The sequence below is a fragment of the Hungatella sp. L36 genome (genome assembly GCF_014288035.1).
On sequence record NZ_JACOPC010000022.1, the window covers coordinates 15,338 to 33,452 of the forward strand.

The 18,115-nt window shown below is 50.4% G+C and carries 11 protein-coding genes; 2 read left to right on the forward strand and 9 right to left on the reverse strand.

Annotated features, from left to right (window positions below):
* Positions 1 to 13: 13 nt before the first annotated feature.
* The 6 genes from H8S80_RS30610 to H8S80_RS30635 all read right to left on the reverse strand — a co-directional run bounded on the left by H8S80_RS30610 (position 14) and on the right by H8S80_RS30635 (position 10,157).
* The gene (locus tag H8S80_RS30610; protein WP_002602253.1) at positions 14 to 895 is read right to left on the reverse strand and encodes a carbohydrate ABC transporter permease; all 882 of its coding nucleotides are present in this window, start codon (positions 893 to 895) and stop codon (positions 14 to 16) included.
* Positions 896 to 907: 12 nt separating this feature from the next.
* Complete coding sequence (locus H8S80_RS30615) at positions 908 to 1,828, reverse strand: ABC transporter permease (protein WP_002602252.1); 921 nt, start codon at positions 1,826 to 1,828, stop codon at positions 908 to 910.
* Between the two features lie 95 nt (positions 1,829 to 1,923).
* On the reverse strand, positions 1,924 to 3,552 hold the full coding sequence (locus H8S80_RS30620; protein WP_118033258.1) for an extracellular solute-binding protein: 1,629 nt from the start codon (positions 3,550 to 3,552) through the stop codon (positions 1,924 to 1,926).
* Positions 3,553 to 3,727: 175 nt separating this feature from the next.
* A complete protein-coding gene (locus H8S80_RS30625) occupies positions 3,728 to 5,995 on the reverse strand; it encodes a helix-turn-helix domain-containing protein (RefSeq protein WP_118033259.1) in 2,268 nt (755 codons plus the stop codon).
* A 265-nt stretch (positions 5,996 to 6,260) separates the two neighbouring features.
* On the reverse strand, positions 6,261 to 8,489 hold the full coding sequence (bglX, locus tag H8S80_RS30630; RefSeq protein WP_118033261.1) for a beta-glucosidase BglX: 2,229 nt from the start codon (positions 8,487 to 8,489) through the stop codon (positions 6,261 to 6,263).
* A gap of 135 nt (positions 8,490 to 8,624) precedes the next feature.
* The gene (locus tag H8S80_RS30635) at positions 8,625 to 10,157 is read right to left on the reverse strand and encodes an ABC-F family ATP-binding cassette domain-containing protein (protein ID WP_118033262.1); all 1,533 of its coding nucleotides are present in this window, start codon (positions 10,155 to 10,157) and stop codon (positions 8,625 to 8,627) included.
* A 667-nt stretch (positions 10,158 to 10,824) separates the two neighbouring features.
* Here H8S80_RS30635 and H8S80_RS30640 point away from each other — a divergent pair.
* The gene (locus tag H8S80_RS30640; protein ID WP_029467733.1) at positions 10,825 to 12,762 is read left to right on the forward strand and encodes a putative bifunctional diguanylate cyclase/phosphodiesterase; all 1,938 of its coding nucleotides are present in this window, start codon (positions 10,825 to 10,827) and stop codon (positions 12,760 to 12,762) included.
* 108 nt (positions 12,763 to 12,870) lie between these two features.
* On the opposite strand, the gene H8S80_RS30645 is transcribed toward H8S80_RS30640, so the two are convergent.
* The 3 genes from H8S80_RS30645 to H8S80_RS30655 form a co-directional block, all read right to left on the reverse strand.
* Positions 12,871 to 14,091, reverse strand: a complete 1,221-nt coding sequence (locus H8S80_RS30645; RefSeq protein WP_118033263.1) for an MFS transporter — start codon at positions 14,089 to 14,091, stop codon at positions 12,871 to 12,873.
* A gap of 19 nt (positions 14,092 to 14,110) precedes the next feature.
* Positions 14,111 to 16,072: a BglG family transcription antiterminator gene (locus H8S80_RS30650; protein ID WP_118033264.1), complete on the reverse strand. Its 1,962-nt coding sequence runs from the start codon at positions 16,070 to 16,072 to the stop codon at positions 14,111 to 14,113.
* 88 nt (positions 16,073 to 16,160) lie between these two features.
* Entirely contained in the window at positions 16,161 to 17,351 is a 1,191-nt protein-coding gene (locus H8S80_RS30655; protein ID WP_118033265.1) for an iron-containing alcohol dehydrogenase, read from the reverse strand.
* A gap of 301 nt (positions 17,352 to 17,652) precedes the next feature.
* On the opposite strand from H8S80_RS30655, the gene H8S80_RS30660 reads away from it, so the two are divergent.
* Positions 17,653 to 18,114 (forward strand): PTS sugar transporter subunit IIA, encoded by a 462-nt coding sequence (locus H8S80_RS30660; protein ID WP_243010378.1) that lies wholly within the window; start codon positions 17,653 to 17,655, stop codon positions 18,112 to 18,114.
* The last annotated feature ends 1 nt before the right edge of the window (position 18,115 follow it).

Genomic DNA, 18,115 nt, shown 5'->3' on the forward strand with positions numbered 1-18,115 from the left:
TTTATATCTGCTGCTACTCCTTTACCGCTCCCACCATGACTCCCTTTGTAAAATATTTCTGGAGAAACGGGTAGACACATAGGATTGGCACAGTGGCCACGATGATCGTCGCGTACTTGATGCTCATGCCTATGGACTCCTGATCCGCCACACTGACGCCGGCCGTCATGGAGCCTACGTCATTCTGCATGAGAATCTCCCGCAGAATGACCTGAAGGGGATACATCTCCCTCTTTCTGATGATGGTGGAGCCCCAGAACCATGCGTTCCAGATTCCCACTCCGTAGTACAGCACCATAACCGCCAGCATCGCCTTGGATAAGGGGATCACGATCTGCATCAGGATTTTGAAGTGGCCCGCGCCGTCGATCTGCGCCGCCTCGATCAGGCTCTCCGGGATGCTCTCGAAGGCGGTGCGGAGAATGATCATATTATACGTATTGATCATAAACGGGATGATGAGGCCCCACAGCGTATTGGTTAAGTGGACATCCTTTAACGTTAAGTAGAACGGAATCATACCGCCGGAAAAGAACATGGTAAACAGGACAAACATCATGACCGGTTTCTTGAACATGACATTCTTTCTGGAGAGAAAGTAGGCCCCCAGTGATGTCATAAGAATATCCAGGATGACGCCCACGATCAGGATAAACAGCGTATTGCAGTATCCCTTGACGATCATCGGATTTTTGAAAACCTTGACGTATGCATCCAGATTAAAGCCGAGCGGTTTGAACAGCAGGCCCGTGTGCTGGGTCAGAAGGCTGCTGTCGCTGACAGAGGCCACCGCGACATACCACACCGGGTAGAAGCACAGCAGAATGACCGCGCCTAAAATTATGTAATTCATGACGGAGAAGATTCTCTCTCCTCTTGAACGCTTTACTTTCATACTTCCTCCTTATTACCAGAGACTGGTGTCGCTGAACTTCTTGCTCAGTTTATTGGTGATTAACAGCAGGGTGCAGTTGATGACGGAGTTGAATAAGCCGATGGCCGTGGAGTAGCTCCAGTCCTGATCCAGCAGACCCACACGATAGATATAGGAAGAAATGATATCGGCCGTCTCATACGTGGATGGATTGTAGAGGAGGATGGTCTTCTCATATCCCAGGCTCATCAGAGTGCCCATTCTCAAGATCAGCATGACGATAATCGTGGGAGCGATGGCCGGCATGGTGACGTGAATCAGCTGTTTCCATTTTCCCGCGCCGTCGATAGAGGCCGCCTCATAGAGCTGGCTGTCCACTCCGGCGAGGGCGGATAAATAGATGATGGAGCCCCAGCCCGCTTCCTGCCACACGCTGGAGGCCACATAGATGGTACGGTACAGCTTCGGATTCTGCAGAAGCGGAGACCGCTCCCCTCCGAAGAAGACGATCAAATCGTTGAACAACCCGCTGGTCATGGCAAAATTCGTTATCATGCCGGTCACCACGATCATGGAGATGAAGTGGGGCAGGTAGGAAACGGTCTGAGCCAGGCTCTTGAATTTCCTGTTTCTCAGTTCGTTCAGCAGAAGGGCAAGGATGATCGGCGCCGGAAATCCGAAGGCCAGCTCGTAAACACTTAGCAGCACCGTGTTCTTTAAGAGGCGCCCGAAATAGGGTCCGGTAAAGAAGCGGGTAAAGTTGTCGAGTCCCACCCACGGGCTTCCTCCCACGCCGAGGGCCGGTGTATAGTCCTTAAATGCAATGATGGCTCCATACATGGGCTTGTAGTGGAACACGATATAAAAGATAATAACCGGGACCACCAGCAGATAAAGAGCGCGGTTCCTTTTCCAGTCCGCTCTGGCCCTTCGGGCAAATGTTTTCTCCTTCATGATTTCCTCCATTTTTCTGTATTTAGAGTGAAAAAAAGAAGGGGTGCCGAAAAAACGGTTCCGGCACCCCCGCCGGTCTTACTCCATTCCTTTTCCTATCTGGAATTGTAGCGTTCCAGAGCCGCATTCTGAATCTCCAGGGCGCGGTTCAGCCCCATGTTTTCAATCGTCTTTACGTACTGGTCAAACTGATCCAGGCTCTCCGTTCCGAAGATGAATTTCAGCGTCATCTCGTCGCGGTACGTGTTGATTTCATTCATAATCGTGGAGAATTCCTTACTCTCCTCCGCGGTCGGTGTAATCGGAGGAACCTTATGGGCGGCGGCATTGCTGCTGCCCCATACGGTCGGTGTCTCCCTCTGGTTCTCCAGCGTATAGTACTGCTCTAAGTAACGGATATCCTGGACAAACGGTCCGTTGTAGTTGCCGCGGATATAGGCGGAAAGGGACTGCGCCACACTCCAGCCCTCCGGATTATTTAAGATCTGATCCGTGTAGGTTGGATAACCGTCAATCATGGTATAGGATTCCCCTTCAATACCGAAGTTGAAAAGCATATGGCCTTCCTCGCTGTACGCATAATCCAGCAGTCTCGCGGCCAGCTCCACGTTCTTACAGCTGGTGGTTATGGCTACACAGCCCTGATTCGGATAGCGGTTGTCGATCTGGCCCATCTCCGGCTTTGCACCCTTTTCCAGCGTCGGATAGGGAGCGGCTACCAGCATGTAGTTGGGATCTGTCTTCTGAGCCGCCGTGATCCACGTTCCCATACGGCTTCCTGCCCATCCCATGGAAGCGCCGCCCTGGCCATTGGTCATCTTTGCGCTCACCTGATCGAGGGCCAGCGTCGCTAAATCCTGGTCGATCAGACCTTCCTTGTACCACTGGTTAAATGTAGTCAGATACTGCTTATAGCCATCCTCGACGGCTCCGAAGTGCACCTTTTTATCGGATCCGATATAATACGTCTGGCAGGCTCCGTATGCATAGGCAAATGGATTTTCCTGGGTCAGGGCCTCCATGGTATATTCCCATGTAAACGGTGCAGAGGCGCCCTTCTTCTCTTTAAAGGCAGTCAGTACGGTGTGCCATTCGTCGATGGTGGTGGGAACCTCCAGTCCCAGCTCCTCCAGCCAGTCCTCGCGCAGCATCGGTCCGATGGTATGGCACAGCGCCTCATCTCCGCGGACAAACGGGAACACGTAGTAGTGGCCGTCATCGGTCTTGATCATCTTATCCACATCCGGATTTTCCTCCAGATACTTCATGACATTGGGACAATACTTTTCAAATACTTCATTTAACGCCATGATATTGCCATCCTGAATGGCCTTTTCCGGTCCGCCCGGATAATTCATCCACGCATATTCCATTAAATCAGGAAGGCTTCCGTCTGCCAGCAAAAGGCTGAACTGCTCTTTTCCCTGGTTTGCCGGCGGATGCTGGAAATCGATGGTTACACCTGTTTCTTTCATCAGTTCCCTGGCAAAAGGCGTCTCTCCAAGATTGGAGTAATTCGCCGATACATTCTGATTCAATTCGCACCAGTACGTCAGCACCTCATCTGATGTTATTGGATAGGAAAATTCCCCCGATGCCGACTGCGGCAGCGTCTCCTGGGCGGTCGTCTGTGTATCTGCGGTTTTCGAGCCGCACCCCGCGAGCATTGTGGCCGCCATGGCCGCCGCCATAAAAGCGGAAGCTGCTTTTTTATAACTCTTCATGATAACTCCTCCATATTCAATTGTGTGTTTCGTTTCCGTGATCACTGAACATGCCTAAAGTCTATCACCCGGCTCTGGAAAAAAACAGAGACAAAACAGGTACCAGACACACAAAACCACGGCTGATCCATTCACAATTTCGCTGTAAATAGGCGAATTTTCGAATTTTCCCCTTTTACGGCTGCATTTTCTTCATCTGCCCCGGCGTAACTCCCGTATATTCCTTGAAAACGCGGATAAATGTCCGGCTGTCCCGAAAGCCTACCTTCTCGGCGGTCTCCACCACACTGGTTCCCTGGGCCAGAAGCTCCTTCGCCGCCTCCACCCGAACGGTGTTGATGTACTTGAGAAGGCTCTTTCCCGTCTGTTTCTTGAACATGGCGGAAAGGTACGCGGGCGTCATGTCGAAATGGAAGCCGGTCTGTGAGATATTTAAGTCAGGATCGTGGTATTCACTCTCGATATACTCCATGATTCTGTCGGACAGCTCGTTGCCGCCGTCCCCCTTCCGTGCTTCCGCCTCCCTGCACAGAGACTCCGTTATCGCCGCAAACTGCCGTTTCTTCTCCTCGAGGGGCTGTTTCATCGAGATCTGCAGGCTGATATTTTCCCGTTCAAAGAAGCTTCCGCACCCGGTCTCGTCGGCCCCCTTCATCAGCGTTCCCATCATATCGTAAAGAAGGCATTTGAAGACGCCGGAGGAAGCTTTGTTTTCATAATAGTTCACATCCAGCACCTGCCCCATAAGCTCCGCGGCCTGTCTGCTGTCCCCGGCCTTTATGGCGTTGATGATTTTATTTTCCATTTCCATGGGATAATAGTACTTTTTATTGGCATTTTTAATGTCCCGGTAAAAGATCGTGTCTGTCTCCAGAAGAGAGACGTACTCCTCCGCCTCCCTTGCCTCCTGATAGGAGGGATGGATACCTTCCAGCCCCTTGTGAACGTCCCCGGCCAGGGCCACCACCTGAAAATGGAACTGCTCTCTGATCATCTTTCTCATACTCTCGATACACTCACGGATGGAATCGAGATAGCCCTCTTCCTCTCCCGGAAGGCCGGCCACGGCGGCGGCCATCTCACCGATTTCCACCAGTTCCACATTAAAATGTTCTCCCAGAATCTCCCCGGCAATGTTCATGACGATAAAGCGGCGAAGCCCCGCCTCCTCCTCTGCCTGTTCTCCGGCTTCCATCCCCTCGATGGAGAACAGCAGCACGATGTGATGGGAATCGGTCAGCCGCGGCACGTAATGCTCCACTGCCTTCCCCGCTTCCTCCAGCGGATACTCCAGAAGGCGGAACAAATAGTACTGGCGAAGAATCTTCTGGTTTTCCGTCAGATTATGCTTAATATCGCTGTGTTCCTTAAAGAAGCTCTGAACCTGCAGCTCCAGCCACTGGTATTCATTGACCGGCGCAGCCGCGGTGCTGTCAGACGTATCATTTTTCTGCTGCCCTTTAAATAAATCAACCAGCGCCTTCAGCGGATTGTAATTTTTATTCGTCAGATAGTACGAAACGGCAAATCCCAGAAAGATGCACAGGAACAGGCCGATCACACAGTATTTCCGGATCTCCCTGGCACTCTGTTCGATGATCCGCGCAGGAGTTAAAAGCACGTATTTCCATTTTGCCGCCTGGGACTCCATGACGAGGCCGGTGTAACGTTCCCCGTTCAAGTCATACTGAAAATCGGTTCCCGCCTCCAGTTTATCGTACTGAATCCGGTCCGTGATCATTGCCTCGTCAATGGTATTGAGGATCTGGTTCCGGCTGTCCAGAATCAGGAACTGCATCTGCTCGTCCCATTTTGCCGACGCAATTCTCCGGTCCAGCACATCTGCGCCCATGCGGATGCCGATCGTGGCGGACGGTTCACCCAGATCGGAATTCAAACTCGTCAGGGTAAACAGAAGCTCCCTGTTCCCATTGCCGCTGCGGATCGGTATAATATCCTGGAAATGAAATTGTGACAGATACGTCTCCATCTCAGGAAATGGAAACTCTTCATTTTCATAATAGAGGTGGTAAAAGAGCTCCAGCGACATGTTTCCCGATGTGCTGACCACCGTATCCGTATTTTTAAAGTACACAAACACATCCTTATAGGATTGTGCGGAAAAATTGCTGTTTTTTAAGTCCATGTAGAGCGCGTACATATCGTACTGGTCCTCTGCGCTGAACTTTCCCTTCTCATTGGAGAGCATCTGGACCCGGGTATCGAACGCGATCCGGTTTAAATTCCGGATGGCCTCGTTGACCTGGTTGTCACACTCATTTTTGACGATCTGCATCAGGCTGTTGTTCAACCGCTCCGCCTGTGCCTGGCTGGCCTTCAGCGTCTGTGCGTAGACGATGGCTCCGACGAAAAGCGGCAGCAGTAAAATCAGAATATAGGAACCATACAGCTTCAGATAGACGCCCCTCTTCTTATATATCATTATTCGTTCCTCCCCGCATGAAATTGGCAGTGCCCCATGACACTTTCCCACTTAACATCTTACCGAAAAAAGGCCGGGGTGTACATTCATATTTTTTTACGGGATTCACAAAATCTATAATATTCGCTGTCTCTGTCCACAGAAAAAGCAGATGCGGCGGCCATTCCGGAAGGATATTCTCCTGCCGGGCTGACCGCCGCATTGTGTTTGTGTTCGCGTCTGTGTTTGTGCCTGCGTCTGTGTTCGCGTCTGTTTCTATACTATTTTACTCTGCTCTGTACATCTCGGTTACCGAGTCTCCGACATAGATCCAGTACAGCCCCGGCTCCGTCGCGTATTTGCCTTCCGCTGTGAAGAATCTCAGTTCCTCTTCCCGGATCACAAAGGAGAATTCTTTTTCCTCTCCCGGTTCCAGATCAAGCTTCTGAAATCCCTTCAGCTCTTTTACAGGCCGTGCCGTGGAACCGGCCGCGTCCTGTACGTAGCAAAGCACGGTCTCCGCCCCCGCACGGCCTCCGGTATTCTTTACCATGCCGCGGACGGTCACCTCTCCGCCGGTCTCTATCCGGCTGCTGCTCACACGGACATCCCGGTATCTGAATTCAGTATAACTGAGCCCATATCCAAACGGGAACAGCGGTTCCACCGGTGCGTCGAGATAAGCGCTGGTAAAACGGTTCTCGCTGCCCTTTACGGAAGGCCGGCCGGTGGGGAGATGGCTGTAGCAGAGCGGCTCCTGGCCGGTACAGTACGGAAAGCTCATGGCCAGGCGGCCGGAGGGATTCACGTCCCCCGACAGAATGTCGGCTGCAGCGTTCCCGCCCTCGGTTCCCGGAAACCAGACCGCCAGAATGGCGGAGGCCCGTTCCGCTGCCTCTTTCACAGCCAGCGGCCGTCCGGAAAACAGCAGGACCACCACATTTTTACAGCTCTGGTAGACCGTCTCAAGAAGCCTCAACTGGCACGCCGGAAGCGTCAGATCGGTTCTCGCTCCTCCCTCTCCGCTCTGCTGCGGATGCTCTCCCAGGGTCAGAATCACCGTATCCGCCTCTGCCGCCAGAGACGCGGCCTCCTCTAAAAGCTCCTCATCACTCCGGTTCCCCAGGTCCTCCCGCTCCTTCGCGCCGGAAAGCTTCGTCCCCTTAAACGGCAGAAACTCCTGATCCCGATCGAGAATACAGCAGCCAGGCGCCGTGACGATCCGTTCGGCTCCGAAGCGATCCGCAAGTCCTTCCTTCACGGTTACCACATCCTCCATCTCATAGAACATGGACCAGCTTCCGCAGAGCAGACGGCTGTCCGCAAAAGGACCGATCAGCGCGATTTTGCTGTCTGATTTCCCTGCCTTCAGAGGAAGCACTCCGTCATTCTTTAACAGGACCATGGATTCACCCGCCAGCTTCCTGGCCGCCGCCCTGTGATCCGGGCACCCCATGCACTCCTGCTGCCGCCGTCTCGTCTCCTCATCAAACCGGTAAGGATTATCCAAAAGTCCGAGACGGTTCTTAAGCTCCAGAATCCGGAGGGTGCACTCATCCACCAGCGTTTCCTCCACCCGGCCCTGCCGCACTAAATTCACCAGATTTTCGCCGTAGGCCGGGGATACCATATCCATATCGACACCGGCCCGGATTCCCAGTTCTGCCGCTTCCTCCACGGTCTCCGCCACTCCGTGCATCAGGAGCTCGTAAATTGCGGAGTAGTCGGAGATGAGGACGCCGTCAAAGTTCCATTCCTCGCGCAGGATTCGGCGGTTCAGCCACCGGTTTGCCGTGGCCGGAATGCCGTTTACCGTGTTGAAAGAGGTCATCACAAGGCCTGCGCCCGCATCCACCGCTTCTTTATACGCCGGAAGGTACTCCTCTCTGAGCCTCTTCTCCGACATATCCACGCTGTTGTACTCTCTCCCCGCTTCCGGAGCGCCGTAAGCCGCAAAGTGTTTGACGCAGGCGGCCACCGTCCCCTCTGCCTCCAGATCCTGGCCCTGGTAGCCTTCCACCATGGCGCGTGTCATCTGACGGTTCAGCCACACATCCTCGCCCGTAGATTCCATGACGCGTCCCCACCTCGCATCGCGGCACAAGTCCGCCATCGGGGAAAATGTCACATGGAGTCCGGCCGCCGCACTCTCCCTGGCAGACACCGAGGCACACTCTTTTACCAGCTCCGGATTAAAACTGCAGCCCTGGGCCAGCGGAACAGGGAATACGGTTTGGAACCCATTGATCACATCCGCCATAAACAGCATGGGGATCTTGTTGGCGCTGTTCTCCAGATACTTCTTCTGCACCTCGTAAAGAGTGTCCCCGCCTGTGACATTTAAGATGGACCCCGTCCCCCGGATCATCTCGTCGGACAGATCCATCTGCAGCTTCGGTCCGGTTACGACGTTGCTCCCTTCAAAATAATTGCCTGTCAGCTGCATCATCTGCGCCACCTTTTCCTCCAGGCTCAGACTTTCCAGAAGCGTTTTCACTTCTTCCCTTGTTTTCATCGCACTCTCCTTATACGTAAAATCTTGATAACCATATTCGTAAAATCTTAGTTTCCATTTTACCGAAATTCCACGCAAAACGATATAGTCATTTTATAGAAAATAGGGATGATTTTTTTAAGTTTCGGACAGGTTTCACCCTTTTCCGATCTCAATCACCCGCTGCACCAGATCCCGGTAAAATACCTCCTCGTGTGAAACCAGCAGGACAGTCCCCGGGAATTCGGCCAAGGCCTCCTTAAGCGCCTCCTTCGCCAGGACATCCAGGTGGTTGGTCGGCTCATCCAGAATCAGGAAATTGCACGGTTTCAGCGTCAGCAGGCACATCTTTACTTTTGCCTGTTCTCCGCCGCTCAAGGTTCCAATGGGCTGCATGGCATGTTCGCTGGAGATGCCGCACCGGGCCAGATTTTTCCGGACTTCCTTCCCTGCAAAATCCGGTCTGGCATCTGATATAAGCTCCATGGGCGTCATCGTTTTGTCGTTCCACTTAAGCTCCTGTTCAAAATATCCGGGCACCACCTGATCGGAGAATTTATAACTGCCCCGCAGGGAGGGAAGCTGGCCTGCCAGTGTCTTCAGCAGCGTTGATTTTCCAATTCCGTTAAAGCCCGTAATAGCCACCTTCTGACCGCCTCCAATGCTGAAATCCAGGTTAGACAGCACCGGATACTGGTATCCGACGGCCAGGTGTCTCACCGCCAGATGCTCCGTATTGGTCAGCGGCAGTTCCGGGAAATGGAAGAGCGGCTTTATCTCCTTTCTGTCCATCTTCTCCATCTTTTCCATGCGGTCCAGCTGTTTTTGACGGCCTCTCGCCATTCTGGACTTCCGACCGGCAATATTTTTCCGGATAAACTCCTCGGTCTCTTTAATCTCTCTCTGCTGTGCCGCATACTGCCGGACGTAATCTTCCCGCAGCAGAGTCTTCTTTTTCAGAAATTCGGAATAGATGCCATAATACTTCGTGATCGTGCCGTTGTCGATATCGCAGATGCGGTTTGCGATTTTATCCAGAAAGCCGTAATCGTGGGACACGACCAGGAATGCATGCTCCAGGCCGGATAAGTAGCCGGCCAGCCAGGCGACGTGTTCCCGGTCCAGGAAGTTGGTCGGTTCATCAAACAGCAGGACCTCCGGCTGTTCCAGCAGAAGCTTCGCTAAAATCACCTTTGCCCGCTGTCCGCCGCTCATCTGTCCGATGGAACGGTCAAGGCCTATGGCGGACAGTCCCAGACCGTTTGCCACCTGTTCGATGCGGGTGTCGATGGAATAGAAATCAAGGGTTTCCAGTTCCTCCTGAAGCCGGGCCGCCCGCCCCAGTAAGCCTGTGTCCCCCTCCGCGGCCCTCTCGTACAGTGCGGTTATCTCACCTTCCATCTCGTACATCCGTTTAAATGCCGACTTTAAAAACTCCCTCATCGTCAGACTGTGATCCATCTCCGCGTACTGATCCAGATAGCCGACAGAAAGTCTGGGCTGCCAGACGATCCGCCCGGCATCCGGTATCACCTGCCCGGTGCATATTTTGATCAGGGTGCTCTTTCCGGTTCCGTTCCTTCCGACGATGCCGATGTGCTCTCCTTTGTTCAGTGTCAGCTCCGCATTTTTATAGAGCAGGTTATCTCCAAACGCATGTGTCAATCCGTTTATTTCCAATAAGCTCATAGCTTTTATTTCCTTTCTTCTCTGTTATAAATCTAGTGCCGCCGGACCTAAATACGTACTGCATAGCACCCGCTATCTACGCCAGGAGCACGCCCACGAAGCTAGTCGTAGGGTCCACTACGCCGTCGCTTCGTGGACGCACACCTGACGCAGATATCAGGCACTATGCAGTACGCATTTAAGTCTGGCGGCACTAGTTATCCCGCGTAAAAACGCAAAAAGGCAGAAGGCAATTCCACATCCGCCGATGCAGCAGCCTTCTGCCTGTAAGCTCGAAAAGAGCTTATAAAACACAAAAGGCTACGGACAAAACATTGTCCATAGCCTCTGATCCGTCAGATTCCCATACGGAAAACAGACAGTACCCATACCTGTCAGGTATGGATATTGCCCTGTTTCCCGATGAAATCTCAATACGTCATTTATACGCTATACTCTGCACAATGTTTCACCGGTATGGATTGTACAGAGTTCAGTTTCCTTTTAAGCTGGCTTGTCAAATAAAAGTTCATGATAATTCTCCTTTGCTGAAACGCAGTTATTATATCACAATGGATTGGGGATGTCAATTTTCGGTCATAAATGCGCGCATTTACCGCTTGCGCGCTTCATCCCATCATGATAAGATAAGAACAAGTACACTTTGGGGGAATTGAGGAAAAAAATTGTGAGCTGGAATATTGCTGCTGAATGCATATCAACCGTCATGCTCTGCATCATCTGGAACTACTCCAGGCAGAGCCATTCATTGCCGACACTGAAAAACAAACTGTTTCAGGTCTGTTTCTTAACGACGTTTCTGGCTATGACGTCGAACATTTTATCGACGATCTGTATTCAGAATACCGGAGTGATTCCGCTGTGGGTGAACTGGCCGGTCACGACCATCTACTTTATCGCCACTCCGCTTATGGGCGTCATCTATTTCTATTATGCGCTCTCCATACTCTATGAAAATCAGCCGCGTTTTCCGAAGAGGTGGCTTTTTTTGCTGCTTCCGGCTGCAGTCTATCTGCTCATGGTCATCTCCAATCCCTTTACCGGCTGCCTGTTTTCTTTAAGCCTGGAGGCCCGGTATGAGCAGGGGCCTCTCATCATCACCACTTACCTCGTCTTCTATATTTACTGCCTGTTCACCTGCGTCACGGTCGTGGCACTGGGAAAACGGGTGGATCCCACGATCCGCAATATTCTGGCGTGTTTCCCGCTGATCGCGGCCCTGGTCGTCATCATCCAGCAGCTATTTCCGGAGGTCATTCTCTCCGGTTCCGCCGCCACCTGCGCACTGCTGATCCTTTATCTGTATCTGCAGAACAAACAGATTTCCATTGACTATCTGCTGGGGATTCCCAACCATAAGGAATTTTTAAACTCCCTCCAGCTTCAGATCAAACGCCACAAGGATGCCTCCTTCACCATACTCCTCGTTTCCCTTCGAAACTTCAAACAGGTGAATGACACCTACGGCCAGCAGAACGGCGACGAGTTCTTAAAAACCGTCTGCAATTATTTGAGCAACACGGTGAAGCCGTATCAGCTTTACCGTTACAACGGAGATGAATTCGCCGTACTGATTCCGGAATCCGATAAGGAGACCGTCATCCGTCTGGTCAAAGCCATAGACGGACGCTTCAACCAGCCATGGAAAAGCCGTGACTTCCGATGTATGATCGGAACGGTAATTGCCGTCACCACCTATCCGAAAAGTGCGGATACGATCGAGGACTTAATCAACGCGCTGGAATACACGGTTTCCGTCGCCAAAGACGGTAAAAACGGCAACATCTGCTACTGCGGCCCGGGTATGCTGGACCATGTCAAACGGCGTTTTAAGGTGATCGATGTCCTGAAGGATGCCCTGGCCCAGGGCGGTTTTCAAGTGTATTACCAGCCCATCTGGTCTGTGGAAAAGCAGTGCTTTACCCTGGCGGAATCGCTTCTGCGCCTGCCTGCCACCCCGCTCGGCCCCTTATATCCCTCGGAATTTATTCCCATAGCCGAGGAGACCGGACTGATCGTGGATATTACATACTATGTGCTGGATACGGTCTGCCGCTTCGTGCACGACCTTTTAGACAGCGGAATCACGATGCTGGAAAGCGTCACCGTCAATTTCTCCGGCGTACAGTTTTCGCAGCATAATCCGGCGGAAAAGGTGATCTCCATCATCGAAAGCCACGGGATTCCCTACCGGATGATCAAGATCGAGATCACAGAGAGCGTTCTCGCGGAAAGCCGCCAGGAGCTGGAAGAATTTATCGATCTGATGCACGCAAAGGGCGTGGAAGTCAGTCTGGACGACTTTGGAACCGGCTACTGCAACCTCGTCTCTGTGCTGAGCATGGATGTGGATGTGATCAAACTGGACAAGAGCCTGCTGTGGGCGGCTCAGAAGGACCAGAAAACGGCCATCATGATGAAGAGCCTGGCCCGCTCCGTTCACGAACTGGGCATGCGGGTCGTGTCGGAAGGTGTGGAGACAGACGAGCAGAGGGCATTCGCCGAGGAATGCTGCTGCGACTGGATTCAGGGATATTACTATGCGAAGCCGATGCCTGGGGAAGATGCGAAACGGTTTCTGGCGGAGAGAATCGAGAAATCGTAAAAAATACAGACAGTATGAGGATGCGGACAACTTTAAATGTCCACACCCTCATACTGTCTGCAGTTTTCTGCCTGCTTTTTGCCAGTACCTTTTCCATTACTGGCAAGGTCAGCATACGTGACCAAATTCAGACTCTGTAACTTTCCCATAAACGCAGGCCATCAGAAATGCAGCAGCCGAAAAAACTCCCAGCAGCACATAAGGCATTGTATAATTTCCGGATTTGGTCTGCATGATTCCAATCAGTGCAGGTACACTGGAGAGAATCATCGTGCCGATATTTGTAACTGCAAAATTGGCCGAAAAGCAGGAATCCCCGTAAAGCGCTCTCACAATAATGGGAGCCAGGCTGGAACTTCCTCCATAACAGAACATGACAAGCGCCATCCCCAGCCCGAACAACCATGCCGTCTCTAAAAACAGAGAGCTAATTACCAGCACCATTGCTGCCATCAGCAATATCCCCAGATACGTAAGAGACCGGGCGCTCCCAATGCTGTCATAAACGATTCCCCACAGAACACGCCCCACTCCATTGAACAGGCATACGATTCCTACAATCAGAACGCTTACAGTCAGTGATCTGCCCAAGTCCTCCTGAAGCGTCATCGCACCGTGGTTGATCAGTGACATTCCCACCCCGCCTATTGCTATGTAAATGGTAAGGAACACATAAAACGATTTCCGGCGGAGCATTCGGCGCGGTGGCAGCGATTCTCTGCTTCTCCGTGTCTTCTGTGCCTCCGGCAGCCCCTCTTTCTGGTTCTTTAATGGCATATGGATTCCGACACTCCCCGCCAGAAATACCGCCGCCTCACAGATTCCAAGGATCAAAAATACGCCTCTCCAGCCCATCACGGACAATCCCTTCTCACAAAACGGACCTAAAAGTGTAGTACTCATCGCAAATCCCATCAGAAGAATCCCTGTCGCCAGACCAACCTTATCCTGAAAATACAGCGGAATAACGCTGATCATAATATTATACGCGATCCCGATCGACAGTCCGCAGCAGATACTGTATGTAAAATAGAGCTGCCAGAGCTGTACTGCCTTAGAGGATGTGAAAAATCCAAACAAAATCATCACGGCCCCAATTCGAAGCAATAGGGCCGCTGAAAACTTCTGCAGCAGAAAACCCGTGATCAGAGATCCCGCCGCAAAACAGATAAAGCAAAGTGTAAATATGAAAGAGGTATCTGCCCTGGAAAGGGAAAGGTCCGTCTCAATCGCCGCCACAAACAGCGAAAACGCGTAGCCAATGCCTGCAAAAAGCAGAATCGTCACGGCCAAGGCCAGATAACCCCATCTTTTTTTTGTAACCTCCATACTCTTACCTCAGTAATCATTATTGAAAAAACCTGGAAATATCGCTGAATCTGTCCGCTTTCAAAATCCGGTCTACCGCTGTCATATCCTTTGTGAGGTCCGCCAGTTCTCCGAATATCACCTTGAATGACTCATTCAGCTTCACATCAATAGACAGCATCATGATAATCTGTACTTTTTCTTCTCCGCCCCATAAGATCGGATGTTTTAATGTCATCAGGCCAATTCCCTGCTTCTTTATATGGCCCTCATAAGCATGGGGAATCGCAAACGTGCAGCCGATCGATGTGGCCGCCAGGTTCTCTCTCATGAATACCGAATCGACAAATTCTTCATCCACATATCCCTCCTGGTGCAGCCTTCCACCGAGAAGCCGGATCGCCTCTTCCTTTGAACGGCAGTCGCATTTCAGGATGGATATTCGTCCGTCCATCAGCTTAAACAGTGTCGCATATTTTTCGTTTCCCCGCCTTACAGGCTCAGCCGGCGACACATGGATCGCCATTTTTATTTTGTTAATATCATGCTCTGTCAAAAGTGGTGATACAGGAATCACATTGACGCCCTCCAGCTTAAGCGGCACTGTAGAAATCACAAAATCAAGGGGTTCCTGTCTGGCTACTGCCTCAGCCCTGGTGGCCGGAACGATTTTGGTGATAATCATATCTGGAAAATACAGCTTAAGCTTCGTTACCACGAATTGTGACGTCCCCACACCAGTACTGCATACAATCATGACTCTTGGCTGTTCCACTTTTCTCTGAGCCTGCTCCCGCTGAAGGCTCGCCCCGATATACAGCGCGATATCACAGATCTCATTCTCTCCCAGCTTAATTCCGTACTCCGCATAAAACAGCCCCGCCATATAGGTAGCGACATCAAATTCATATGCCAGTTCTTCCTTCACCATATCCTTTAAAGGGTTTTCGATATAAATCTTATTGCGCAAGCGGTTGAACATGGCATTTAAGTGCACAAACAGAGCGGTTTTAAACATGTTGTCATCAAGAAGATTTTCCCCATACATCTCGCCTACTGATCCGACAATCCGCTCCCACGCCTCAAAGGTCTGCGACGGTACTTCTCCAGCCTGTTCTGACTCATGAGAAAAAACCAGGGCTTCACGAAGCAGCTTTGCGGCAGAGAGATTCATACAGATATAAACGATATCCCCGTTTGATACTTCCACTCCAAACACTTCCTGTACCCGCTCACCCAGAAAACAGCAGGTCTCCCACTCTTCTTTCTTCCGGTACTCCAGAAGGTTTTCTTCATCAATCATACAGTTCTTTTTCTTCATCAATCGCTTGATGATAATAGCGAGATGAAGCAGCATCTCTGAATAGGAGGCATCCGTCAGTACAAAGCTGAATTTCTCTTCGCTCTCCTGTAGAATTCCATTCAGGCTGCTTAAATCAATATCATCAAAAAACGGCTGCAGCTTCAACGAAACATCATTTCCCTGAGAAGCAATGATTGAGCGGATTACATTCGCCTTGGCGACCCGGATCAGCTCCTCGGTTCCCCGGACCCGTACTCCGTATTTTACTTTTCGCTCCAGTTCAAGCCCCTGCTTCTGAAAAAAGGTCTCCAGCTTATTCATATCATTCATGATTGTCCCGTTGCTGACAAACATGGTCTGTGAAATTGATTCCATCGAGATAAAATCATCCGAATCCAGGAGTTTCAGTGCAATATAATACTTCCGTACCTCCGGAATGAACGAACATGGTGCTTCTTCATTCAGCAGCAGATTGTCCAGAAATTTCTTGCCTTCCTCGCTGCATGAAATCCAGATTCCTCTGCCCGTCTTGCTGTCAATCCGACAGCCAGACGATTTCAGCTCCTCCTTTATTTTTTGAAGCTCGTACTTCACCGTTCGCTGGCTGATATTTAATGCATTCGCCAGCTCAAATGTCGTCAGGCCGTTCTTGCTTCTGTATATTAATTCGATCATCTTTTTCTCTCTAGGCAGCAACATTCATTCCCTCTCCTCGCCATGCTCATTTCTATGTCCGTTAAAAATACTCCCCTTACGGCTTCCCCCAATACGTTACTTATTTTATTAATTATAATGCTTTTTTATAGATGTCAACCAGATCTTCTTTCGTCAGTCTGTGGAACAGACCAATGGTTCCGCCTCCGGTAGCGGCCGCCTTCTCAGCCATCTCCTCCATCTGTGCTTCGGATGGTGTTTTTCCTAACAGGTCTGTGATGCTGGTGGGCATTCCGATCTTCCTGCACCACTCATCCCATGCCTCAATTCCAGCAAGTGCAGTTTTCTCCATATCATCGAAATTCATTTCCACGCCGAATACTTTTACCGCAAAACGGGCAAAACGAGCCGGATTACTCTTATACACCACCTTTGCCCAGGCCGACCAGGTGGCGGTCAGGCTTGCACCATGCGTTGCATCAAACATTGCACTGAGTTCATGGCCGATTTTATGTACGGGGAAATCGTTGATACGTCCCGTTCCCGTCAGCCCATTGTGGGAAAGACTGCCTGCCCACATCAGATTGGCTCTTGCCTCATAATCCCTTGGATCAGTCAGTGCTTTTAAAGCCGCCTCCCGAACAGTCACCAGAAGACCTTCCGAGATCCGGTCGGATAGTTCCACGTTCTTTGCCTGAGTAATATAACGTTCCATTGTATGCATCATTATATCAGCCGCACCGCTTGCCGTCTGGTATACCGGAAGTGTATAGGTAAGCTCCGGATTCATAGCGGCAAACAAGGGCCTTGCACAGTCATGGTTATACGACCTCTTTAAAATTCCCTGGTCCTGCGTCTCAATGGTTACAACCGTAGAATTACTGGTCTCCGATCCAGTCGCTGCTATCGTTGTTATACAGCCGATCGGTGCAATTTTGTCGGTTTTTTCCTTTCCTAAGAACAGATCCTCCAACGGAAAATCGTTGACAAGACCATAGGCGATTGCCTTTGATGAGTCTATGGCGCTTCCGCCTCCCACTCCCAGAATGAAATCAACTCCTTCTTTTTTACAGAGGTCAACTCCTTCCTTTGCCAGAGACAGTCTCGGATTCGGTACCACGCCTCCCAGATCGACATAGGAAAGTCCCGCATCTTCCAGGCTCCTGTGTATTTTGTCTATCTCTCCCGTCTCACATAAATAAGTTCCGCCGAAATGCACCAGTACCTTTTTATATCCTCTGGAGGCGATCTCTCTGCCAATCTGCAGTTCTGCATTCTTTCCAAATATTACTTTCGTCGGCGTATAAAACTCAAAATCTTCCATATTATCTGCTTCCCTTCTTATTCTATTTTTCTGGTAAGCTTATTATAAAGGTTTTTGTCCCGAATCAATAATCAATAAATTGCACCAACGCCGCACATACTATTATTTTTTGATCATTTTCCCACCTATCTTCATGATTTTATTGTCTATTTTACTCTATTTTTCAGATTTTATAATTGATATTTTAAATTTTCCCTATATTAGTGCAATTAATTGATTTGTTATTGTTCATTTTTCCTGTTATCCTTAAAGCACAAACAAACCAGGAATCAAACAAAACGGTTTTCGGAGGAAATGAATCATGGATATGGAACTGATCAATATGCTGGATGAACGGCTGGTCCGATTTGATTTTAAAGCAGAATCAAAAGAAGACGCCATCTGTAGAATTGCTTCCCTGTTTTACGAAGCAGGTAAAGTAACTGACAGAGAAAGATATATAGAAGGGATACTGGCACGGGAAAAGGAATTTGCTACCGGAATCGGAATGCATGTCGCTATTCCCCACTGTAAGAGCAGCGTAGTAAAGGAAGCTTCCTTCTGTATGGTTAAGCTCAAAGGCGAACTCGACTGGGGCTCCTTTGATAACGAGCCTGTCACACTTGTCATTATGCTGGCTGCTCCGGCTGACAACGACAACTCACACTTAACCATGCTTTCCACACTTGCAAGAAATTTAATGGATGACAGCTTCAGAGATGGTCTTCTTGAAGCCTCCTCCATTGAAGATATAAAAAATTTACTAATCACAAAGGGGGTATAAT